The organism is Enterococcus sp. XAF26B05_ASV22 (assembly GCF_056727285.1).
This window is the reverse complement of the sequence record NZ_CM161538.1, coordinates 825,422-847,627: the sequence shown is the minus strand read 5'-3', so window position 1 is coordinate 847,627 and position 22,206 is coordinate 825,422. Positions and strand designations below refer to the sequence as shown.

General features: G+C 36.2%; 19 protein-coding genes and 1 pseudogene. 3 read left to right on the top strand and 17 right to left on the bottom strand.

The genetic code is table 11. From position 1 onward, the window contains the following. Window positions 1-5 precede the first annotated feature (5 nt). From AC1PU0_RS04215 to AC1PU0_RS04180, 8 genes and pseudogenes are all read right to left on the bottom strand, one after another. Complete coding sequence (locus AC1PU0_RS04215; protein WP_206849331.1) at window positions 6-1,088, bottom strand: M20/M25/M40 family metallo-hydrolase; 1,083 nt, start codon at window positions 1,086-1,088, stop codon at window positions 6-8. 171 nt (window positions 1,089-1,259) lie between these two features. Continuing rightward, window positions 1,260-2,531: a D-alanyl-lipoteichoic acid biosynthesis protein DltD gene (gene dltD, locus AC1PU0_RS04210; RefSeq protein WP_206849333.1), complete on the bottom strand. Its 1,272-nt coding sequence runs from the start codon at window positions 2,529-2,531 to the stop codon at window positions 1,260-1,262. Then, window positions 2,531-2,767, bottom strand: a complete 237-nt coding sequence (gene dltC / locus AC1PU0_RS04205; RefSeq protein ID WP_069640965.1) for a D-alanine--poly(phosphoribitol) ligase subunit DltC — start codon at window positions 2,765-2,767, stop codon at window positions 2,531-2,533. Before dltC ends, dltD begins: the two co-directional genes overlap by 1 nt. 48 nt (window positions 2,768-2,815) lie before the next feature. After that, window positions 2,816-4,021 carry a D-alanyl-lipoteichoic acid biosynthesis protein DltB gene (gene dltB, locus AC1PU0_RS04200; RefSeq protein WP_069653386.1) on the bottom strand — a complete coding sequence of 402 codons (1,206 nt, stop codon included), beginning with the start codon at window positions 4,019-4,021 and terminating at the stop codon, window positions 2,816-2,818. Beyond that, window positions 4,018-5,535 (bottom strand): D-alanine--poly(phosphoribitol) ligase subunit DltA, encoded by a 1,518-nt coding sequence (gene dltA, locus AC1PU0_RS04195; protein ID WP_206849335.1) that lies wholly within the window; start codon window positions 5,533-5,535, stop codon window positions 4,018-4,020. The genes dltB and dltA overlap by 4 nt, the downstream gene beginning before the upstream one ends. Before the next feature lie 13 nt (window positions 5,536-5,548). Beyond that, window positions 5,549-5,698 (bottom strand): teichoic acid D-Ala incorporation-associated protein DltX, encoded by a 150-nt coding sequence (locus AC1PU0_RS04190; protein WP_069645430.1) that lies wholly within the window; start codon window positions 5,696-5,698, stop codon window positions 5,549-5,551. Between the two features lie 249 nt (window positions 5,699-5,947). Continuing rightward, a complete protein-coding gene (locus tag AC1PU0_RS04185; protein WP_206838214.1) occupies window positions 5,948-8,032 on the bottom strand; it encodes an ABC transporter permease in 2,085 nt (694 codons plus the stop codon). Further along, window positions 8,022-8,790: pseudogene (locus AC1PU0_RS04180) on the bottom strand (ABC transporter ATP-binding protein). Before AC1PU0_RS04180 ends, AC1PU0_RS04185 begins: the two are co-directional and overlap by 11 nt. 306 nt (window positions 8,791-9,096) lie before the next feature. On the opposite strand from AC1PU0_RS04180, the gene nrdD reads away from it, so the two are divergent. From nrdD to AC1PU0_RS04165, 3 genes are all read left to right on the top strand, one after another. After that, window positions 9,097-11,289 (top strand): anaerobic ribonucleoside-triphosphate reductase, encoded by a 2,193-nt coding sequence (gene nrdD, locus AC1PU0_RS04175; RefSeq protein WP_206849337.1) that lies wholly within the window; start codon window positions 9,097-9,099, stop codon window positions 11,287-11,289. A gap of 202 nt (window positions 11,290-11,491) precedes the next feature. Then, window positions 11,492-12,094, top strand: a complete 603-nt coding sequence (gene nrdG, locus AC1PU0_RS04170; RefSeq protein ID WP_206849338.1) for an anaerobic ribonucleoside-triphosphate reductase activating protein — start codon at window positions 11,492-11,494, stop codon at window positions 12,092-12,094. Window positions 12,095-12,340: 246 nt separating this feature from the next. Next, on the top strand, window positions 12,341-13,129 hold the full coding sequence (locus tag AC1PU0_RS04165; protein WP_206849340.1) for an SDR family oxidoreductase: 789 nt from the start codon (window positions 12,341-12,343) through the stop codon (window positions 13,127-13,129). Between the two features lie 124 nt (window positions 13,130-13,253). Here the strand turns inward: AC1PU0_RS04165 and AC1PU0_RS04160 are convergent, their stop codons facing one another. The 9 genes from AC1PU0_RS04160 to AC1PU0_RS04120 all read right to left on the bottom strand — a co-directional run bounded on the left by AC1PU0_RS04160 (window position 13,254) and on the right by AC1PU0_RS04120 (window position 22,206). Beyond that, the gene (locus AC1PU0_RS04160; RefSeq protein ID WP_206849390.1) at window positions 13,254-14,672 is read right to left on the bottom strand and encodes a cryptochrome/photolyase family protein; all 1,419 of its coding nucleotides are present in this window, start codon (window positions 14,670-14,672) and stop codon (window positions 13,254-13,256) included. Between the two features lie 119 nt (window positions 14,673-14,791). After that, entirely contained in the window at window positions 14,792-15,931 is a 1,140-nt protein-coding gene (dinB, locus tag AC1PU0_RS04155; RefSeq protein ID WP_069653378.1) for a DNA polymerase IV, read from the bottom strand. A gap of 853 nt (window positions 15,932-16,784) precedes the next feature. After that, a complete protein-coding gene (locus tag AC1PU0_RS04150; RefSeq protein WP_206849342.1) occupies window positions 16,785-17,126 on the bottom strand; it encodes a P-II family nitrogen regulator in 342 nt (113 codons plus the stop codon). Between the two features lie 11 nt (window positions 17,127-17,137). Then, window positions 17,138-18,355 (bottom strand): ammonium transporter, encoded by a 1,218-nt coding sequence (locus tag AC1PU0_RS04145; RefSeq protein WP_206849343.1) that lies wholly within the window; start codon window positions 18,353-18,355, stop codon window positions 17,138-17,140. A gap of 287 nt (window positions 18,356-18,642) precedes the next feature. After that, window positions 18,643-19,509: a 16S rRNA (cytidine(1402)-2'-O)-methyltransferase gene (gene rsmI, locus AC1PU0_RS04140; protein WP_206849344.1), complete on the bottom strand. Its 867-nt coding sequence runs from the start codon at window positions 19,507-19,509 to the stop codon at window positions 18,643-18,645. Between the two features lie 221 nt (window positions 19,510-19,730). Further along, complete coding sequence (locus AC1PU0_RS04135; RefSeq protein ID WP_010773302.1) at window positions 19,731-20,078, bottom strand: DNA replication initiation control protein YabA; 348 nt, start codon at window positions 20,076-20,078, stop codon at window positions 19,731-19,733. Beyond that, complete coding sequence (locus tag AC1PU0_RS04130; RefSeq protein WP_206838194.1) at window positions 20,071-20,910, bottom strand: PSP1 domain-containing protein; 840 nt, start codon at window positions 20,908-20,910, stop codon at window positions 20,071-20,073. The genes AC1PU0_RS04135 and AC1PU0_RS04130 overlap by 8 nt, the downstream gene beginning before the upstream one ends. Before the next feature lie 14 nt (window positions 20,911-20,924). Further along, a complete protein-coding gene (holB, locus tag AC1PU0_RS04125) occupies window positions 20,925-21,875 on the bottom strand; it encodes a DNA polymerase III subunit delta' (protein WP_206849345.1) in 951 nt (316 codons plus the stop codon). Between the two features lies 1 nt (window position 21,876). After that, the gene (locus AC1PU0_RS04120; protein WP_069653372.1) at window positions 21,877-22,206 is read right to left on the bottom strand and encodes a cyclic-di-AMP receptor; all 330 of its coding nucleotides are present in this window, start codon (window positions 22,204-22,206) and stop codon (window positions 21,877-21,879) included.

Sequence of the window (22,206 nt, the reverse complement as noted above, 5' to 3'; positions counted from 1 at the left end):
CCTTTTTAATAACTACGAAGTTTAGCGACTGTTTCTTTGTCTAAACGCTTCACTACTTCTGTAACCAGCTTCACAGTATTTAAATAATCATCTTCATGGATCATAGAGGTATGCGAATGTAAATAACGAACTGGAACTGTGATTGCCAGTGACGGCACTCCGTTTCGAGTTAAATGCATTCTACCTGCATCAGTCCCTCCACCCGTGATCACTGTATACTGGAAAGGAATATTATTTTCCTCTGCAACTTGGATCACAAAATCACGTAATTTTTTATGTGGAATCATTGACGCATCGAAAATTAAGATTTGCGGGCCTTTTCCTAGTTCAGAATCTGCTTCTTTTGGTGTCATACCAGGAGTATCTCCTGCTGTTCCCGTATCCAGAGCAAAAGCAATATCTGGATCAACTAGATGGGTACTGGTTTGAGCACCACGCAAGCCAACTTCTTCTTGTACATCGCTACCAGCAAATAGAATATTAGGATGTCCCTCTGTCGCTAAGTTTTCTAACACTTTTAAAGACACCGCTGTGCCAATGCGATTATCCCAAGCTTTTGCTAACATAAACTTAGTATCGTTCATTCGGCGATATTCAATGTACGGTGTTATCATATCCCCTGGTTTAATCCCCCACTCCGCTACTTGTTTATCACTCGAAGCACCAATATCAATAAACATATCTGCAACGTCATATGGTTGTTTTCTCGCCTCAACAGTTAATACATGAGGTGGTTTCGAACCAATTACACCATGAAACAACTCACCTTTACCTGTTTTGATCTGCACTTGTTGAGCTAACATGACTTGTCCCCACCAGCCACCAAGTGTTTGGAATTTGATAAACCCTTTTTCAGTAATTTGTGTCACCATGAAACCAACTTCGTCTAAATGTCCTGAGAAGAAAATTTTTGGTCCTTCTTTATCACCGACACGTTTAGCAATAATACTCCCTAAACCATCATACATGATTTTATCCGCAAAAGGTTCTGCATATTTTTTGAATAAGTCTCTAACTTCCTCTTCATTGCCGGGTACTCCTTTGGCACTTGTTAACGCTATTAACATTTTTTCTTCTTTGTGATCCACATTAAAAACTCCCTTCTAGTCATAAAAATTTCTATTTTATTATACCATTCATCTGTCATTAACATATAAAAGTTATCTAAATAAGATTCAGAAAATAAAATAGAGCTGGTCAAATAATCAAAAAAGCAAGAAGGGAACACTCGTATGTCCATTCTTGCCAAAACTAACTAACTAATTTTTTATATCATCTGGTTCTTTTTGCTGCCATTCTTTTGAGTAAAAAGTCTCATCAAGTCTATAGTTCGGCGTATTTGGTGATTTCTTTTCAAGAAATGGTTGAATGCGTTGATCCGCATCCAACCAACCTCGCCACCCTAAGTGAATCGTGTCGGCCATAAAATATTGCGTGTTACACTCTTTCGTCAAGTCCGCAATATTTGTAAATCCTTGTGAGGTTAATTGATACTTAACCTTTTTTGCAAATTCTTGCAACATATCTTGAGAAAGTCCTGTAAAGTCCGACCAATGCTTATTCACTGGCGGGATAATGAATAATACTTCAGCATTATCCTGTGCTAATTGACTTAACACTAGTTGCAAATCGGAAAATTCTGGTGAAAAACGATAATCCAAATCTGTTTGCGAATTTTCTAAATGGTTCAAATTCTTTTTTAAGCGTTTTGTATAAAAAGAATTTGAGATTTCAAACGAATTATTGCTAGTTGCCTTCTGACCTATTTCAGCAGCTAGTTGATCTAACTCATTCGCATTATACGTTTCTGGCAAAGCTTTTTCAGCTTTTTTGATTTCTTTATTTTTGCTTATCATACCAATTTTACCAAATAATTCATCCTCACGAGAAAACAGATTGATCATTAACTCGATATACTGCTTGTCAGATGAAATGGGTAATTTTCCAGAAATAATAGCGTTCAAAGCACTAGCTAAGCGTTTGTCTTCTTTTACTTTCGGAAAATCCATTAGGCGCTTTGCTAGATACACATCATCCGGTGTAACTTTTTTTAAATCACTGACCCATTGATACGTTTGTAACTCAGAATAATAAGCATCAAAATAATCATTGCTTACCCCATTTTTCACAAACCACTGTGGTGAAATAATGAAAACAACCTTTTTATGAGAAAGATCTTCCCCCATCGATTGCATCATCAACGCTTGTGTTAAAGATTGTGTTCCCGGTGCACCTAATAAAAACGGACGATAACTTCGATTATATTTATCCGCCAAAACAGAAGGGTGAAATGCGCTAATTCGACTCAGTTCTGAAGAGCCAAAAAATGGAACATATTCTTTTGAACCAATTGCTTTATTTTTAATTGCATTTCCTCTAAGCACATTTGTCGCCATAGAAGTGGAGGCATCTGCAAGAACATGTTTGCTCTCCAAATCTATTTTGAAAGGTGCAAAGAAGAAGACAACTAATAGTACCGCAGAAATCAGGATTGGCCCAAAGATTCCAAAGAGTTTTTTCTTCATGCTCATTATTGTAATGCTTTCACTTGTTCGATAACTTTATTTGGTGTGTTCCATAAATCGCGGTCAAATTCTGAAACTGGTACTTGTACACCTAATTGTCCATCGATTTCAACTAATAGCTGAACCGTTGCAAGTGAATCCATCAAGCCTTCTTCAAATAAATCAACTTCTCTATTTTCTTTCACTTCGTCTGTTCCGGCAATTTCTTCTAAAATATCTAAGACTGTTTCTTCTATGTTCATGTGTATTTCTCCTCTGTCGTACAGTTTTTAGCTGTATGTTATTTGTTTTTATTTAAAGAATAATGTATCTAAAAATCCTGAGAAAATCAAGAAACTGAAGCATACTGCATTAAAAGTTAAGAAAATCGCAAATACATGGGTGAATTTATTCGATGGAATATGTTCTTTGTGTTTTTTCTTAAAACGTAGCCAAGCATCCGTCAAACAAATCAACGCAGCGTGATAAAGACCATAGGCTAGATAATACCAGGTTAGTCCATGCCAAACACCCATCAATAAGAATAAAGCAAAGTACCCTACATTTGAAGCGACGATTCTACTTTTAAAGACTTTTTTCTTGATCAACGTAAACATCAAACGCATATAAACGTAATCGCGGAACCAAAATGATAACGTCATATGCCAACGATTCCAAAATTCTTTGATATTCCAACTCAAGAACGGCTTATTGAAGTTAATCGGCGTATCATAGCCCATCAAGTAGCTCGTTCCAACGGCAAACAAACTGTAACCGGCAAAATCAAAGAATAAGTACATACTATAAATATACATATACGCAACTAATTCCCAAGAAAAACCACCCGTTTTTAAGGCTATTTTCGCCACAACGGGCATCAACACTTGACCAAAATAATACCCAATAATAAATTTATACAAGAATCCTAAGAAAAAATTATGAATTCCTTTGCCTAAAAAGTCGACATATTTTTCAGGTGTTGGTGGATTTTCAACATCTTTTTCAAAACGACGATAACGGTCGATCGGTCCAGATGAAATCGTTGGAAAGAATAACAGAAATTCAATGTAGCGGAAGATGTTGTATTCTTTGATCGAACCATCACGCATTTCCATAATGATCTGAACAGACTTAAAGGTTAAATAGGAAATCCCTAGGAATCCTACCAATGATGCATGTCCAGAAACAAAAGGCATTACCTTTACTAATACCAATGGCAAAATCGCTAAAAATACAGCTAAGTAAAAAATCTTACTTGCATTTTTCTTTTGGCGATAATGAAAATAAAACCAGACCAAGATCGTCTGCCAAATGACATAACCGATCAACGCAACACCTTGTTTCCAATCTTCACCGCCAAAACTCATATACAAGAACAATAACGTTACTAAAACCTGATACCATGCCCACCGTTTGCCTTTGATCAATAATGTCAGAATCATCGGTAATAGTGCAATCAGTAAGTAAATAAAATAAATCGGATTCGCATAAGGAATCATGTGAGGAAAGTCGATCATGTTGCATTCACCTCATTCATCAGCCCTTTACGGTCGATCTTTCCATTGGCTGTCAGTGGTAGTTGCTCCACATAGATAAATTTCTGTGGAATCATATACTCCATTACTGACAAGCCTAATTCTGCTTTGATAGCTTTTGATAATTTAAATTCTTTTTCAAACGAATGAGGATTAGCGACGACAAAAGCGACGAGCTGTTGAACCTTATGATTTTGGTATTTAGGTACAACGGCTGCTTGTTTCACATAGGAAACTTCCGCCAGATGGTGATCGATATCTTCAAGCTCAATTCGATAACCATGAAGTTTTACCTGAAAATCGATACGTCCATCATAAATCAACATACCCTCTTTTAATTTTCCAGCATCGCCTGTGCGATATGCTGGTTGACCTTTGTATTCAAAGAAAGCAGCATCTGTTTTTTCTTGATTGTTCAGATAGCCTTTCGAAACGCTTGGTCCTGCAATCACGATTTCGCCCACTTCTTCAGCTGAAACCTCAGACTCATCATTCATGATGTAAACATTTGTATCATTTTTTACATAGCCGATCGGTACACGACTGTATTCCTCTAGAAGTTCATGTGTGATTTCTACACCAGAAATAGCAACTGTTGCTTCTGTTGGTCCATACGTATTAAAGACATGTGCTTTCGGAAAACGTTCCAATAACTTTTGTGCTGTGGCTTTAGGCAACTCTTCTCCACAAAAAAGAAATACTTTTAAATGATCCACATGCTCTCCATCAAACGTTGGTTCCATTAAACAGATATCCATAAATGAAGGAGTTGAAACCCAAACTTCAATTTCTAACGTTGGCAACACTGTAAATAATTGCTTGAAGTCATTGATAATTTCTTTTCGCATTGGCGTTAAGGAACCACCAGAAGTTAGTGCAGGATACAAATCCATCACGGATAAATCAAATGAATAAGGTGCTTGTGCCAAAAAACGCATCCCTTCAGTAATACCAAAATCCGAAAGTTCCCAATTAACAAAACTTAAAAGATTTGCATGACTGATTTGAACTCCTTTCGGGACACCTGTCGTTCCAGAGGTAAAAATAATATAGTAGGTTTCTGAATCAACAACTGGTTCAAACGGAACGTTTAAAGTCCACGATTGAGTACAAATCTCCTGAATTTTTTCAAGTGGAACAATTTCAGCCGCGGTTTCTAGATCTGGCCATTCCTTGACAGAAAAAATCACAGCTGGATCGGCTACTTCTAAAATCATTTCAACTCTGTCTTTTGGTGTATGTGCTTCGATTGGTATATACGCATGCCCAGCTTTTGAGGCGCCTAAAAAACACGCCAACATTTCAAATTCTAATTCACCATACACTACTACTGGACGACTATGTCCTATGTTTTTCTGCAAATATGCAGCCACTGCATCAGAGTCTCTTTTCAACTCTCCATAAGTATACGTTCGATTGGTTTCAATATAAACGGGGCGGTTTGGCTCCTTCATCCCCCAACGATCGATTGCATCAATAATATTTAAAATCGTCATGAAGTCTTCCTCCCTAAAACTCATTATAAATAAATGAGCCACCATCAATATTTTTGTAATGATATAAATAAATCAACATTAGCAGTATGCCAAAATAAAAAAGGGTTTTTCCAATGAATTTACCCCAATATTGAACATTGGGTTTATCAAAAAATTGTTTCATTTTATGCCTCCAAAAATTACACATATTCACGTTTTATACTGCTATTGTAATCAAAACAATCAAGAAAAGAAACTTAATTCGCAGATGAACGTTTTTTTTACACTAACAGTTTTGTCACTTCTGCATAAAAAGAAGGCGGGACAAAAATAAAACGTATTGTTCCACCCTCTTATAATAAGGAAAATACAAGAAAATTCTTTTTTTTATATAAATTTCCAGATATAAAATACTTAAAAAAAATTTAAATTATTATCGATCTTTCCCATGAATAATTCTTGAATAGATTGCTGATGTTAAGAAATAATAGGCTAAATAAATCAAAATCAACATCCCGCAAGAAAGATAGGCCAACCAATAACCAGAACTTGTGATATAGCGACTAAACACATAAATCGCAAAAGTTGCATGCAAGACACCAATGATCATTGGTGGAAAGAAAATAATACTATTTTGCTGGTAGACTAGCTTAGTAATTTCTTTTTGGGGAATCCCCATTTTTTTTAACAAAATATAGCTTTCTTTTTCTCGCTCCGCCTCAGAAAATTGCTGCAACATCAAAATACTACCCGTAATGATAAAGGCCAAGACACCTAAAAACATTGCCACATAAATAAACAATCCCATTACTCTTCTCTCATACCTTAATTCTGTAAAACGATTCGTATAATTTAGTTGAGAGTATTCCTGCTCATTTTCTTCTGAAAAATTTTGTTGACTCTTATTTTTAGGTTCTAAACTGGTTTTTGATGTATAACCTTCCAACTGACCATCTACCAAATCATACTTATAATAAACAGGTGATACCCAATTGGGTCTAACAACCTCTGACAACTTATTGGCTAAAGCTTCTTCATCTTTTGCTTGGACATTAAACGCTCTGAGCGCATAGGTAATACCAGAGTTTATCTCCTTAAACTGTTCATCTGATACTACAATGGTAGGAAGCGTGTACCTTAATAGATACTGCCCTAAGTAATCAGGACGAACGTCCGAAACATGAAGTTCTATTCCTTCAGATAAATGAATAGTCGAATCATAACGAATATACCCACTTAGAATATTTTGTAAACTATCTAAAATAACAATATCGTCTTTGTTTTTTAAATGAATATTCTTTAAATAAGGATTTATTTTTTGAAATTCACGATAATTTGAAAGTGCTAATAGGTTCATCGGACTAATTCTATTTTCTTTCTCATCCTGTCCAATTTTAAGATGAAATTGGCTACCCGTCAACTTATAATTCAATTTTACTAATGTATCAATGGTTGTATCCGGTTCCTTTTCAATTATTTGCTCGATTTTTTTAAAAGTATCCTCTGCAACAATAAAATCAGTAGGTGCTGTTATATTGACCGAATTCATACCAATAGTATAAATAGAGGCCGCACCGCCGATCATTCCTAATGCTATTGCAATAAAAATAGTCACTGTAGATAAGGTGTTTCCACTTCTTTTAATATGAAGTTTTGAATTTCCCAAAGCGAGCATATTCAAATTTCGATAATAATTGACTTTATTCTTTCCAAACAAAAATGCTATCAAATACATCGTATATTTAAAAAATAGATACGTTCCCACCATGCAGATAATCATAATGAGTAAAGGCGCAATGAAAAAACCAGCGAAGCCGAGAGATGTATGCGTTAAAACTGTACCAAACCGAATCACATTATACGAAAAAAAATACCCTGTAATAATAAGGACTAGCCCAAGAATCCCTAAACATCCTTTTAGCAAGGACAGCTTATTTGGATTCGTTGTATTTTTTTCAATTGGCTTAAGTAAATTTGTAACTTGATAACGATAAATCAGCCATGTACTTCGGAGTGAGACAGCCAACAACATAAAACCAAATACGATACTCGTTTGAATCATCGAAGGAATTGACACGAAAAACAGACTTTCTACTTGTAAAAACATAGCCTTTGCCAGAATCATGGAAAATAGCTTAGACAAGACAATACCTAATAGAATCCCCGTAACTAAAGAAATGGCTCCTAAAATCAAAGTCTCTACAAAAAACAAATATGAGATCCGTCCTTTTCGCATCCCGATCAAATGATACAAACCGATTTCTTTTCCTCTTTTCAATAAAAAGAAGTGATTCGCTGCAAACATAAACCCTAAAATCATGATCACAACGAGAACACCACCAAGATTCATCGCCCCACTGATATGAACCTCTTGTCCAACTCTATTTGCCAACGTTCTATTATAAGTGATTGCACTAAAACAATAGTAAACAACTACTGCAAATGTCATGCTAACAAAGTAAACTAAATAATTGAGAAATTGGCCTTTAAAGTTTTTCCAAGACAAATTAAAAATCATTCGCTCGACCACCTCCGCCAATCGTTGCTTGCATGTCGATCACCCGATTAAAAAATTCTTTTCTAGAGCCTTGCCGAACAACTTCTGAAAAAATCACACCATCTTTGATGAACAAAATGCGATTACAGTAACTTGCAGTATAAGGATCATGTGTGACCATCATAATCGTTGTATCATCTTGTATGTTCATATTTGTCATGTATTGTAGCAATTCAGCTGCTGATTTAGAGTCTAAAGATCCTGTTGGTTCATCAGCAAAAATTATTTTAGGTTTGGTAATCAACGCACGTGCTTCGAGCTACTCGTTGTTTTTGTCCGATCGAGATAGCATTTGGATAGGCGTTCATCAATTGTTCAATCCCCAAAACACTCGCAACATGTGCTAAGCGTTTTTCCATTTCAACCAAGGACATTCTATCAACAGTCAAAGGGAGCAAAATATTATCTTTTACAGTCAAGGTGTCCATTAAATTAAAATTTTGAAAGATAAAGCCTAGTTTTTTGCGGCGAAAATCACTGATTTGATTGTCTCTCATTTTTAAAATATCCTGACCATCGATTTGAACTGTTCCGATTGTCGGTAACGCAATTGTTGAGATCGTGCTCAATAAAGTGGATTTTCCTGCACCACTTGGCCCCATGATTCCGACAAATTCACCTTGATCAACAGAAAATGAAATATTATTCAATACCTGTACTTTATTATTTCGATAGCCGTATGATTTACTTAAATGATTCACTTCTAAAATTTTTTTCATGTTTTTCGCTCCAGTTTTATTCATTGTCCTTATAATATCAATATTTCGTGTTGATGAACATCGTTTCCTCTTACAATTCAGTAATAATAAATTTTTTTAACAATCATTTATTTTTCAGGTAAAACGTTGTGACGATTTCCACAAACCTTTTAGGCAGTCGTTTTCACTATTTTTTCATTTCTTATAAACACTACATGTAGTTGTAAACGTAGGTTTAATTTTGAATTAAACACTATATATAGTTGAAAGTTTTATTGAATTGTTTTATGATAGGTAGGAATAAAACTATGAGGAGATGGGTAGTACATGATGGAGATTAAACAAGCTAATAATGAAGTGAGTTCAACTGATTCAACCCTACACACGATAAAAATCGTTAAAAGAGATGGACGATTGGTTGATTTTGATGATCAAAAAATTTACGATGCCTTGATCAAAGCTGAACAAAAAATTCGCGGTTCTTTAGACCCGCTTGCCCATGAACGAATTCAAGAAATTGTTGAACGAATCGATCAGGAAATTTCAGCACGTTTCTCTGAAGATGTAAAAATATATGAAATCCAAAATATTGTCGAACATATTTTACTAGCAAGAAATGAATATGAACTAGCAGAAGAATATATCAATTACCGTACTCGTCGTGATTTTGAGCGTAGCAAAGCAACAGATATCAACTTTACAATCAGCAAATTGATCAACAAGGATCAATCTGTGGTGAATGAAAACGCGAATAAAGATAGTGATGTCTTCAACACACAACGAGATTTAACTGCGGGAATCGTCGGTAAATCGATTGGCCTGAAGCTCCTACCTCCTCATGTTGCAAATGCACATCAAAAAGGAGATATACATTACCATGACTTAGATTATCATCCATATACCCCAATGACAAACTGCTGCTTGATTGATTTTAAAGGCATGCTAAATAATGGATTTAAGATCGGTAATGCCGAAGTCGAAGCACCAAAATCGATCCAAACAGCTACTGCCCAAATTTCACAAATTATCGCAAATGTGGCATCTAGCCAATATGGTGGTTGCTCGGCAGACCGTGTGGATGAATTGCTAGCACCTTTTGCTGAATTAAATTATCAAAAACATTTAGTTGACGCAAAAGAATGGATCGAAGGAACTGACCGACAAGAAGCCTATGCTAAAAGTAAAACAAAAAAAGATATTTATGATGCCATGCAAAGTTTAGAATATGAAATCAATACATTATTCACTTCCAATGGTCAAACGCCTTTTACTTCTTTAGGATTTGGTCTAGGACTAAGTTGGTTTGAACGTGAAATCCAACGAGCAATTTTACAAATTCGGATCAACGGTCTAGGTAGTGAACACAGAACTGCAATTTTCCCTAAATTAATTTTCACACTAAAACGTGGTGTAAATTTAAATGAAACAGATCCAAATTATGATGTAAAACAATTGGCGTTAGAATGTGCCACAAAGCGTATGTATCCTGATATCCTAAGTTATGACAAGTTAGTTGAGTTAACTGGTAGCTTTAAAGTACCGATGGGATGTCGCTCATTCTTACAAGGTTGGAAAGACGAACATGGAGAAGAGATAAATGTGGGCCGTATGAATTTAGGTGTTGTGACCCTGAACCTTCCTAGAATCGCAATGGAAGCTCATGGTGATAAGGATAAGTTCTGGACCCTTTTAGATGAGCGCCTTGAAACAATGAAAGATGCTTTAGTCTACCGTGTTGAACGTTGTAAAGAAGCGACACCTGCAAATGCTCCAATTCTTTATATGTATGGTGCTTTCGGAAAACGTTTATCACGAAAAGAATCTGTGAATGAATTATTCAAAAATAAACGTGCTACGGTTTCGTTAGGTTATATTGGTTTGTACGAAGTTGCATCATCATTCTATGGTAGCAACTGGGAATCCAATCCTGAAGCGAAAGACTTTACCCTTGATATTTTAAAGGATCTAAAAGCTCATACTGATGAATGGGGTAATGACTATGGCTATCACTTTAGTGTCTATTCAACGCCTAGTGAGAGCTTGACCGACCGCTTCTGTCGTTTAGATACTGAAAAATTTGGTGTGGTAGAAAATATCACAGATAAAGAATATTACACAAATAGTTTCCACTATGATGTTCGTAAAAATCCAACACCTTTTGAAAAGTTGGACTTCGAAAAAGATTATCCACACTATTGCTCTGGTGGTTTTATTCATTATTGTGAATATCCTGTATTACAGCAAAACCCTAAAGCTTTAGAATCTGTTTGGGATTATGCATACGACCGTGTTGGCTACCTAGGAACAAATACACCAATCGATCACTGTTACGAATGCGATTTTGAAGGTGATTTCACCCCAACGGAACGCGGCTTTGAATGTCCGCAATGTGGCAACCACGATCCAAAATCTTGCGATGTAGTAAAACGAACTTGCGGCTATTTAGGTAACCCACAAGCTAGACCAATGGTTCATGGAAGACATAAAGAAATCTCATCACGAGTGAAACATATGAAATAAAAAGCAAAACAAGTCCACTTAGATCTCGAACAAATTAGGAAAAGGATGAAAAGATGGTCTTTATCTTTACAGCATTTTATCTATTTGTTGAGAGATCTGGCTTGTATCGCTAGATTCAATAAAAAGCAAAACAATCGTAAAAAAGACGATGTTTCTTGCAGTGTTTTGCATACATCGTTTTTATTTGAAAGGAGGACTAAACATGAGAAATCCTAAACCACAAGAATGGCTAGCAGAAGAGCTTAGTCAAAACTATATTGCTGATTATAAAGCATTTAACTTTGTAGATGGTGAAGGTGTGCGAAATAGCCTATATGTCAGTGGTTGTCTATTTGCTTGTGAAGGTTGCTTCAATCAAGCAGTCCAGAATTTCCGCTATGGTAAACCATTTACCAAAGAATTAGAAGATAAGATCATTGAGGATTTATCCCATGATTATGTGCAGGGACTAACTTTACTAGGTGGAGAACCCTTTTTAAATACAGAGGTTTGTTTGACCGTTGTAGATCGTGTTCATCAAGAATTTGACCTAAAAAAAGATATTTGGTCATGGTCTGGTTATACCTTTGAGGAACTATTATTAGAGTCTGACGATAAACTAGAATTATTAGGTAAAATAGATATTTTAGTGGACGGACGTTTTGAGCTATCGAAACGAAATTTGAATTTACAATTCAGAGGCAGTAGCAATCAACGAATCATCGATGTTAAAAAATCGTTAGATAGTGGACGAGCTGTCATTTGGGACAAATGTCATGATGCCGAACAAGCTTATGAACAAATTAAAAAAGGGAATTTGATTTAAAATGCTTGTCTCATAGAGCAACGTACTATTATTTGATACGATCGAATCAAAGTGTAGTCGTTACTTCTACTCACAACGTTTATCTGAATTTCTTAGGGGTGGGGAGTGACTTTTTGTCCCGTGTCCCACCCATCGTTTTTTGTATTTCAGTCTAATCAACCTATCGACTTATTGGCTCATATTTTATAAGTATATTACAATAAAAATGAACTAATTCATTATCAAAAAATAGGAGGATTAAACATTATGACAACAACTCAACTTTCATCTACTAAAAAAGCGATCATCACCGGAGCTGCTTCAGGAATTGGCTATGCTACAGCACAACTATTTATTGAACAAGGATTTACAGTTGGTTTGATCGATGCGGATCAATCTCGTTTAGAAACAATTTCTAAAGATTTCAAACGCGATGGTCATGACTGCTATTATCGAAGCGTGGATGTGTCGGATGAAACTAGTTTAAAAAAAGCGATTGACGCATTAGCCGATAGTCTAGAAGGGCTAGATATCCTTTTCAGTAATGCAGGCATCAATGGAACTTGGGCTCCCATTGAAACATTGACAATCGACGAATGGGACCGTACGTTAAACACGAATCTACGGAGTACGTTTTTATGTACAAAATTTGCAATTCCCCATATGAAAGAAAAAGGTGGCTCGATTATTATAACAAGTTCCATTAATGGTACTAGAATTTTCAACAATTTTGGTGCCTCTGCTTATAGCGCATCAAAAGCTGGCCAAGTTGCATTTACAAAGATGGCTGCATTAGAACTTGCTCGTTATAACATTCGTGTAAATGCAATCTGTCCTGGGGCTATCGATACGGCAATCAATGAAAAGACAACTTACTCTGATGAATTAAAAGAAGTTGAAATCAAAGTAGAATTTCCAGAGGGAGATCGACCTTTAAAAAATGAAACGGGGACAAGTGAGCAAGTCGCTCAATCTGTTTTATTTTTAGCAACGGATGCCTCCGCAAATATCTCTGGAACAGAACTTTATGTAGACGGGGCAGAATCTTTACTTTAACATTTAAGTAAATTAGAAAAAAATGATTTAGACTTACGTAATAAAACTAATCCCCACCTAATGCAACAGACGCATTAGGTGGGGATTAAAAAAACGCTAAAACCAAAAACTCGTATACTAAATTCTAAGAAGATGATTCTTTAAAAAATGTCAAAATCTCAGCACGTATTTTACTATGATCAACAATTTGAGTGGGGTATTCTTTCCCAATCGAAACATCAATGGATTGTTGAATATCTGCTGGCATTTTGCTAGGTTCATGGATATATTTATTTGGAACATCTTTCAATTCTGGAACAAACTGACGGATAAACTCCCCTTGCGGATCAAACTTTTCTCCTTGTGTCGTGGGATTGAATATTCGAAAATAAGGAACCGCATCTGTTCCCGTAGACGCTGCCCATTGCCAGCCCCCAATATTGCTTGCAGCATCATAATCAATCAGTTTTTCTTGAAAATATCTTTCCCCCATCTGCCAATCGATCATCAAATCTTTCGTCAAAAATGACGCTACAATCATTCGTAATCGGTTATGCATCCAACCCGTCTGGTTCAGCTGTCTCATCCCAGCATCTACGATCGGAAACCCCGTCTGACCATTCTTCCATCGCTCAAAAAACTCTTGATTATAGCTCCAGCTTAGTTGTCTATATTGCTCTTTGATTTCTTGTGTCTTCTGTTTTGGATTCTCATAATAAATCATATTATAAAAATCTCGCCAACATAGTTCCGAAATAAATGTTTGACGACCATCAGAATCTGGCTCAGCATTCAGAGCATGCCAAACTTTTCGAATCGACAATTCACCTGTCCTTAAAAATTTTGAAAGCTTACTTGTTTGATCTGAGGAAGGAAAATCTCGCATTTTTTGATACTCATGTAAATGATTTTTTATGAAATCTTTTAAACATTCCTCCGCTGCCGCCTCGCCACTTTCATAATCAAAAGGTAGTTTTATATTTTCTATTATCTGCCTGAACTGTTTTTCTCCTTCTTTAAACAAGGGGTGTGTAAGTTTGGCAAAAGAGCGATTCTTATTCTTTGTTCTTTCATAAGGTCGCTTAGGCATTGTCAGCCACTTTCTAAAATAAGGAGTAAATACTTTATAACTTTCACCATTTGGTTTTTTTATTTCCTGTACGCCATGTAAATGACTATCTTGAAACGAATGAACTTGAATTTGATGATTCTCAAAAAACGTAATCATTTTTTGATCACGTTCTCGCCCGAATCCACGCTCATCTTTATTAAAATATATCTTATTCCAATCTGGATAAGTCTTTTTTAATGCTGTAAAATTTTCTTCTACATCTCCATACACAAAATGAAGCCCTATATTGTTTGTTTTAGCATGTTCATAAAAAGTACCTAAACTTTGAAAAAAAGCATCGTGATTGTAACTGTTCTCTATAAATTGGAGTGGATTTAGTTGAAAAAGACAGATAAGTTCATCTGTAGCTTCACTGTCCTCTATCATTTTACTAAGTGCTGTATTATCATCTAAACGAAGGTCTTTGCGGAACCACATAATTGTTTTGCTCATCGACTCTTTCCTTTCGTATTTATGAATAGTAAGTTGATAGTACCATAGATTGTCATTTATCTCTAAAATTTTACCACTTCTGCTTGATTCAATTGAAAACGAATTGCTTAAATGATCGTTTACTCTTCGTTTCTTTCTGCTTTTTTCTTTTCCCATAAGGGTAAAACCATGTTCTCATAAGACATAGGATCAAGATTCGTCAGCGTTATTCCTAATAATCGAATCCCTTGCTCCAAGCCAAGAATCTCTTCCCAAATTAAATTTGCTTGATAATACAATTCTTCTTTTTTAGAAATATATTCTGGAAGTGTCTGACGTTTCGTCACTGTTGTATAGTCTGAATAACGCACTTTTAAAACAACGGTTTTCCCATGCTTTTGGACACGTTTCAATGATTCTTCTACTCGTTCAGCTAACTGTCGTAACTGAGCCGTCACCTGCGCTTCAGTTGTAAGTGGTGTCCCATATGTATGTTCTTTACCCACTGATTTACGATCTCTTGTTATATTAACTGGAGAATCATGGATTCCGCGAACTTTACGGTAAAGAGAATAACCCATTTTACCAAAATTACGAATCAGCTCCATCTCATCTTGCTTGTATAAATCCTCTCCTGTAAATATGCCTAAATCATGCATTTTAGGAACTGTTTTTTTCCCAACTCCATGAAACGCTTCAATCGGTAACGCCTTCAAAAATGTTTCAGCTTCATCAGGCATTACAACGGTCAAGCCTTTGGGTTTTTGAAAATCAGAAGCTAATTTTGCTAAAAATTTATTATAACTAACACCTGCTGAACAAGTTAAATGTAGTTCGTTCCATATATCATACTGAATCAATTTTGCAATCTTGATCGCTGACGTACTATTTATTTTATTCGTCGTCACATCTAAATATGCTTCGTCTATTGAAACAGGCTCTATAATATCTGTATAGCGATGAAAAATTTCTCGAATTTGCTTAGAAATGTCAGAATATTTTTCATAATTACCTGGTTTAAAAATTGCATCCGGACATAATTCATAGGCTTTTTGAGCGCTCATTGCAGAATGTATACCAAATTTACGTGCTTCGTAATTTGCTGTGGTCACAACACCTTTCCCACCTGTATCACTAGGATGACGTGCAATTACTAACGGATGTCCGATTAGTTCTGGATGATCCCGCTCTTCTACGGAGGCAAAAAAGGCATCCATATCGATATGAATAATCTTGCGAGAAGTATCCTTTTTTAAGGGAAAACGCAGTTCATTGATCATAGTCGCTCTTCTCCTTTCAATCAGGTCCAGTCTGCCTGTATTCTTTCATCAAGTTTCATAAAAGTGCCTTTTTCACTATCTGCCAGTATTTTTCAATCCTTATTTGAGCCATTTTTGAGACAGTTTAGACAGAAATAATTTCATTAGCTACTCTTACCAAAGGGGCAATGAACCTTGTGTTCTTTTTTTATGGCTATCATAACTATCCTTGTCGGAACAACTACTATATTTCTATGGGTGGTTTAGTTTAGCTAACAATTGTATGATATCAGTTGGGCCGGTCGATTTCAGCTTCTTGAGAAATACTGAATCTGTCATCGTCAAATTGCTCAAAGTATTGTCTTGCTTTTCCAGTCTTAGCTGGATAGCCTTTGATATTCATTCATCGCTACAACTATTTTGAGGATCATAAAAAAAGTCAATCACAACATAGTAATGGCGCTTCTCACTCCAAAAGTCTCCATTGTTCATCATCTCATAAAATCTATTGGTACTCAGTTCCATACCGCTTTAATGCAGCTGAAATAGACTAATGTTCAAGTAATTGTACTTTAATTTACTCATGGTAATTATCTGATTGATTAGCTAAAGTCAAAAGAAAATGCAGTATGTGACACATCATGTAGCAAACCTGCAATTTGTTCTTCTATAGTTCCGCCAAGTCTTTTGATCAATAACATCACACCGATTCATACGAACCACCTAGAAGATCCTCAACAATCATTTTTTCTCCCTTCAAAAACAACTATATATTATACACATTATATACGAACGTTTGTTCATTTACAACTTATTTTGTCTGAATAAAAAAGGAATAGTGCTCTTTCAGCTCTACTCCTTAATTAAAAATAATTTATATCGCTTGCGGGCCACGTTCACCCGTTCTAATCCGAATCGCCTCTTCTACATTGTAAATGAAGATCTTACCGTCTCCTACTTCTCCTGTCTGACAAATAGCCAAAATCAAAGAAATAATCTCTTCTACTTCCTCGTCTAAAACGACAAAACTGACTTTCACTTTAGGCAACAGTGTTGTGATAATTTCTTGACCACGGACATATTCTTTTAACCCTTTCTGGTTCCCAAATCCTAATACTTGGCTTACGGTCATTCCTAACGCTTCAAAACTATCAGCCATTTTGACTTTTAGCTCTTCTAGTTTTTCCTGCTGGATGATTGCTTCTACTTTTTTCATCTGTTTTCCCCCTAAGAATCTAGTCCCATAAATGTCGGATAAGCTGTTTCATCGTGTTCGATTCGATCTAGTCCTAACGCTTCTTCTTTCGCTGAAACTCGGATCGGCATAACTAACTGAATCCCTTTAATAATGAGAAAACTTGCAACTCCAGCAAATATGATCGTAAAAGCTATACTAGCGATTTGGGCTACAAACAGATCCGTTCCACCATAGATTAATCCTGTTTTTCCTCCTATAGTAGGATCTGCAAATATTCCTGTCATGATTCCACCAAAAATCCCACCAACGCCATGACAACCGAACGCATCTAGAGCATCATCGTACCCAAATTTATGTTTAACAAATGAAATAAAATAATAACAAAACGGACTTACTAAGGCTCCTAAGACAAATGAACTCCAAAGAGAAACAAAACCAGCACCTGGCGTAATGGCAACTAAGCCCACAACCGCACCTGTACAAGCTCCGACAACTGTAGGTTTTCCGATTGCTAATTTTTCAATCAGCATCCACGACAGCATCCCACTCGCTGCAGCCGTATTCGTTGTCAACATCGCGTGGATCGCCACCCCGTCAGCAGCTAATGCAGAGCCAGCATTAAAGCCAAACCAACCAAACCAAAGTAGTCCCGCCCCTAAAACGACGAATGGAATATTATGTGGACGATATTCTGTTTGTCGATATTCTCGACGTTGTCCTAAAACCATTGCCAATACAAGCCCTGAAATTCCAGAGCTAATATGAACAACATTTCCACCTGCAAAATCAATTGATCCGATCTCTTCTAAAAAACCACCGCCCCAAACCATATGCGCCATCGGATAATACACGATGATCGACCAAATCCCAATAAATAAAAAGATTGCAGAAAATCGCATTCGTCCAACAACAGCACCTGTAATAATTGCTGTCGTAATCAAAGCAAACATCATTTGAAAGCTCGCGAACAATCCTTCTGGAATTGTCTCTCCTTTTGTCATTGAAACATGATTAAAAAACATCTTGTCAACATTTCCAACGAATGACCCTTCTCCACTAAAAGACATTGAATACCCTAAGATAACCCATAAAACTGAAGCTAATCCCATCACACAAATCACCATCATCATTGTGTTAAGAATATTTTTTCTTCGTTCCAGTCCGCCGTAAAAAAATGCTAAGGCAGGTGTCATTAAAAAAACCATCGCAGAACAAATCATAATAAATGCAATATTCCCTGTTTCCATAAAAAACTCCTCCAATTCAAAAAAATAAGCCAACCTTCATTTTAGCTTTGTCGGTTATTTTAGCATCGTTTTTTGAATTATCCTAGCAAAACTCTCTTAAACAAGTAAAATAATTTCATTTTTCTGACAATTCACGTGATAAAAAATAACATCTATACCAATAGAACGGTTTTATTTTTGTGAATTTCGGCTTATTTCCGAAGGAGTTGCTTCTGGGCTCACCGTTTATTCGGTTACTAAGAGCCTGAAACATAACCTTTTTAGTTATGTACCAGGCTCTTCATTCTTTAATCTACATGGAACGCTTTATAAGCCTCTTGTTTTTTTAATCCGCGAAGCTTTGCAACCTCTTTGATTGCTTCTTTAGACGAACTACCCTTTGTTATAAATACCTCGATATGTTCTTTGATTGAAAGCTCTAGATCTGGATTTTCTACTACTTCTGGCCCATCTGCCCCTTCAACTAAAAGACAACATTCACCTTTTAACGTATTTTCAGCTAAATAATCTCTTAATTCAGCTAAAGTCCCACGAAGATATTCTTCATGAAGTTTCGTCAATTCACGACAAATCACAGCGTTGCGCTCTTCTCCAAATACTTCTGAAAAATGTTTGATCGTTGTGGCGATTCGATGGGGTGATTCGTAAAAAATTTGCGTTGGTAATGCTGTTTTCAATTGCTCTAAAATTTCTTTTTGTTCTTTTTTCTTCCTAGGTAAAAAGCCATAAAATGTAAATGGCTGAGGCGGTAATCCTGAAGCGATCAAAGCTGTGATTCCAGCTGTCGGACCAGGTAAAGCGATAACATTGATTCCCTTTTTTATACACGCTTCAACTAATTCATGACCTGGATCACTAATGGAAGGCATTCCAGCATCACTAACTTGAGCAATCCGTTCCCCAGCCTCTAAACGTTCGATAAATTGTGGAATCCGTTCTTTATAATTATGCTCATGGAAACTGATTTGCGATGTTGTTATCTCAAAATGATTCAATAATTTTTGCGTATTTCTAGTATCTTCACTAGCTATGATCGTTGCTTCTTTTAAGATATTGATACAGCGAAAGCTCATGTCTTCTAAGTTTCCGATTGGTGTCGGCACCAAATATAACTGCCCAATACTAGATGAATCGAAACTTTTTTGTTTTTGCATCGTTTCTCCTTTTCAACAGATAAGTTAATGTAAAAAGGGTGTGGGACAAAAGTAAAAATCACTTTTGTTTCACACCCTAAATGCGAATAAACGGTAAAAGCAGAAGCAATCACTGCGCTTCGCTTCGATCACATCAAATTCTAAGTGCTAAAGCACTAAGATTTGAAGGCTGCGGAAATGAGCTTCTGTCTCAGCCTCTCTAAATGTGAATCGTTCGACATTTATTTATATCTTTCTCCATAAATAACATCTAAGCAAAACGCACATTCTTCGTCATTTTCGCGACGTGAACCATACAAAATGTTGCAGACATGGAAGCCTTCTTCATAAAGTTTTTCCAAATTCATTCGCGATTTAGATAACTCTTGCTTTGCTGGATCATTTGGATCGCTAGCTAGTTTAGTCAATTCTTGTAAATGTTCACGTAAGCGTTGATTTTCGATTTCAAGTGTTGTATTTTTTTCAACTAACTCGTGAAGTGCTTCTTTAATCTCTGATAATTGACCCAAAGTTCCTTGTAGATCCGTCTCTAAAGAACTCAGACCATCATATAAAGAACGTTTATCCATTGTGATCACCTTTTTCGGCTTGAGCTTTTTGCGTTGCTTCTTTGATTTCTTCGTAATCATATTCTACAGCTGTTTCACGTCCAACTAAACGGACTTTGATGATGCGGCTTAATAAATTCAAACCGACTACTCGGCCCTTTCCGTCTGGCGTGATCACATCTTTACCATAATCAGGTAATTCTTTTTTTGCTGCTTCGTATTCATCATTTTCATATTTTAAACAGCACATTAAGCGCCCACACAAACCAGAAATTTTCACTGGATTTAACGATAAGCCTTGGTCTTTTGCCATTTTGATCGACACTGGCATAAAGTCACCTAAAAAAGTCGAACAGCATAGTTGTCTACCGCATGGCCCGATCCCACCTAAAATTTTTGCTTCGTCTCTGACACCGATTTGGCGTAATTCGATTCTCGTACGGAAAATCGCTGCTAAATCTTTGACTAGTTCACGAAAATCGATTCGACCATCTGCTGTAAAATAAAAAACCATCTTGCTGCGGTCAAATGTATATTCAACACGAATCAATTTCATTTCTAATTCATGTGCTCGAATTTTCTCTTTGGCCACACTTAATGCAGCTTTTGCATCATCTACGTTCTTTTGTTCTTTCTCTAAATCGGTTTCTGATGCTCTATTTAAAATGGGTTTTAAATCCTCAGGTAAATCTTCCGGATCAATAGTTTTTTTCGGTATCGCAACTGTGGCTAGCTGTTTAGATTGCTGTGATTCCACAAGCACTTTATCATTATAAAAATACTCTGATTTTCCAGGAGCAAAATAATAGATATGACCAGCTTCACGGAAGCGAACTCCTACTACTTCTACCATTTTCATCCTCCTATTTATGTTTTAGGGTGAATCATTCGTATCACTAATTGCTCACAAACACTTTGAAAGCTAACATTCGCTTCCCACTTTTGACGTGCTTTTAAAATAAGTTCAACTCGTTGTGCTTGTTGTTCTATCACACGTTTTAGTTGATCCGCTACTACACTTTCAGTGAGTTGTTTGCGGTAATAAGTAAGTAATAAATCAAAACTCAACGCTTGCTGATCTTTTTCTTTAAATGCTTTGATCATCTTTTTTTGAACATAGACAAAAGCTTGTAAATCATCTTTTATCATATAATCAAACCACTGCTGAGTTATTTCCCTAGCTTCATTAAACCATTCATCTTGAGAGATTTCAACTGCTTTGTCAAAACTATTTGTCAGTTCTGCCAAAAGACTTGCTGTATTTTTATTGATTCCAGATGCTGCCAAAGCATGAACTAGTTTTTCCTTGACTAAAGGTTGAAAATGAAGAACCTGGCACCTTGATTGAATCGTCGGTAAGATTTTTGCTAAAGACATTGTTTCTAATATAGCTAAAACTTTTCCTTCTGGCTCTTCTAAAAATTTTAATAAACTGTTTGCTGCACCAATACTCATCTTATCAGCTTGCTCAATCAAGAAGACTTTTTGAGCAGTCTCTACCCCGCTTTTGCTAAATTCTGCTTTCAATGCTCTAATTTGATCAACTTTGATTGTTTGACCATCTGGTGCGATCTGCAAAACATCTGGGTGTTTATTTTCATTGATTCGCAGACAATTATTGCACTGATTGCAAGGGTTATTCTCAGTCAGATTTGTACAGAAAATATGTTTTGCCATCCATAAGCCAAATTCTTTTTTACCAGTTCCTGTATCGCCTTCAAAAAGATAAGCATGGGCAAGACGACCATGCTCAAAACTTTTTTGAAGTTGCTGGTAAAGCAACGGTTGTTGCTCCTTTAATACTTGTGCTTCTTTCATCTTAATATTGATGGAATCCTTCTACTGGAAGAACAAAGACAGTTGCGCCTCCCACCTCAACCTCAACGGGATAAGGAACTTGTCCATCCATCGTAATATCTAGTGTTACAGGAGTTGACACATATTGTTTACGAGATTGACATGTTTTTTTGATCAATTCCAATGCTTCTTCTACGCGGTCATCATCGATTCCGACGATAAACGTACTGTTTCCAGCCTTTAAAAAGCCGCCTGTTGATGAAAGTTTTGTCGCACGAATATTGGCATCAATAAGTTCATTGGCTAAACGGTTACTATCTTTATCTTGGACAATTGCTAAAATAATTTTCAT

Bases quoted from the DNA above. Each gene is read 5' to 3' on its own strand.
- dltD (WP_206849333.1), bottom strand. From the start codon at position 2,531: ATGAGCATGAAGAAAAAACTCTTTGGAATCTTTGGGCCAATCCTGATT.
- dltC (WP_069640965.1), bottom strand. From the start codon at position 2,767: ATGAACATAGAAGAAACAGTCTTAGATATTTTAGAAGAAATTGCCGGA.
- dltB (WP_069653386.1), bottom strand. From the start codon at position 4,021: ATGATCGACTTTCCTCACATGATTCCTTATGCGAATCCGATTTATTTT.
- dltA (WP_206849335.1), bottom strand. From the start codon at position 5,535: ATGACGATTTTAAATATTATTGATGCAATCGATCGTTGGGGGATGAAG.
- AC1PU0_RS04190 (WP_069645430.1), bottom strand. From the start codon at position 5,698: ATGAAACAATTTTTTGATAAACCCAATGTTCAATATTGGGGTAAATTC.
- AC1PU0_RS04185 (WP_206838214.1), bottom strand. From the start codon at position 8,032: ATGATTTTTAATTTGTCTTGGAAAAACTTTAAAGGCCAATTTCTCAAT.
- nrdD (WP_206849337.1), top strand. From the start codon at position 9,097: ATGATGGAGATTAAACAAGCTAATAATGAAGTGAGTTCAACTGATTCA.
- nrdG (WP_206849338.1), top strand. From the start codon at position 11,492: ATGAGAAATCCTAAACCACAAGAATGGCTAGCAGAAGAGCTTAGTCAA.
- AC1PU0_RS04165 (WP_206849340.1), top strand. From the start codon at position 12,341: ATGACAACAACTCAACTTTCATCTACTAAAAAAGCGATCATCACCGGA.
- AC1PU0_RS04160 (WP_206849390.1), bottom strand. From the start codon at position 14,672: ATGAGCAAAACAATTATGTGGTTCCGCAAAGACCTTCGTTTAGATGAT.
- dinB (WP_069653378.1), bottom strand. From the start codon at position 15,931: ATGATCAATGAACTGCGTTTTCCCTTAAAAAAGGATACTTCTCGCAAG.
- AC1PU0_RS04150 (WP_206849342.1), bottom strand. From the start codon at position 17,126: ATGAAAAAAGTAGAAGCAATCATCCAGCAGGAAAAACTAGAAGAGCTA.
- AC1PU0_RS04145 (WP_206849343.1), bottom strand. From the start codon at position 18,355: ATGGAAACAGGGAATATTGCATTTATTATGATTTGTTCTGCGATGGTT.
- rsmI (WP_206849344.1), bottom strand. From the start codon at position 19,509: ATGCAAAAACAAAAAAGTTTCGATTCATCTAGTATTGGGCAGTTATAT.
- AC1PU0_RS04135 (WP_010773302.1), bottom strand. From the start codon at position 20,078: ATGGATAAACGTTCTTTATATGATGGTCTGAGTTCTTTAGAGACGGAT.
- AC1PU0_RS04130 (WP_206838194.1), bottom strand. From the start codon at position 20,910: ATGGTAGAAGTAGTAGGAGTTCGCTTCCGTGAAGCTGGTCATATCTAT.
- holB (WP_206849345.1), bottom strand. From the start codon at position 21,875: ATGAAAGAAGCACAAGTATTAAAGGAGCAACAACCGTTGCTTTACCAG.
- AC1PU0_RS04120 (WP_069653372.1), bottom strand. From the start codon at position 22,206: ATGAAAATTATTTTAGCAATTGTCCAAGATAAAGATAGTAACCGTTTA.